The organism is Leifsonia sp. SIMBA_070, assembly GCF_046534635.1.
Classification (GTDB): Bacteria; Actinomycetota; Actinomycetes; order Actinomycetales; family Microbacteriaceae; genus Leifsonia.
The window spans coordinates 1-249 of record NZ_JAWRYK010000690.1 but is presented as its reverse complement, the minus strand read 5'-3'; the positions used below and the strand labels follow the sequence as shown (position 1 = coordinate 249).

The 249-nt window shown below is 59.8% G+C and carries 1 protein-coding gene; it reads left to right on the top strand.

The window, feature by feature from the left end; genetic code table 11:
• Nucleotides 1-249, top strand: a 249-nt coding sequence (locus SB754_RS22005; RefSeq protein ID WP_410784426.1) for an MbeB family mobilization protein, incomplete at both ends; no start/stop codon positions are given.

The following is a 249-nucleotide window of genomic DNA, read 5'->3' as shown; positions in this document are numbered from 1 at the left end:
GACTTAGAGCGGAAAGCGAAAGCGCAGCAGGAGAGTACCGGCGAGATGCTGAAAGCCGCATTCAGCGAGCACGAGAAGTCTGTCAGAGCGGAACTGCGCGAAAGCGAGAAGAGAATCAGCGCCGCCATCCTCGCCCACGACCAGAAGCTGTCCTCAGCCATGAGCCAGCGTACGAAAGGGATGCTGCGCATGGTCAGCCAGACGTGGCTAACCATCGTCCTGGTCTCCGTGCTGCTGACAGCCTCATGC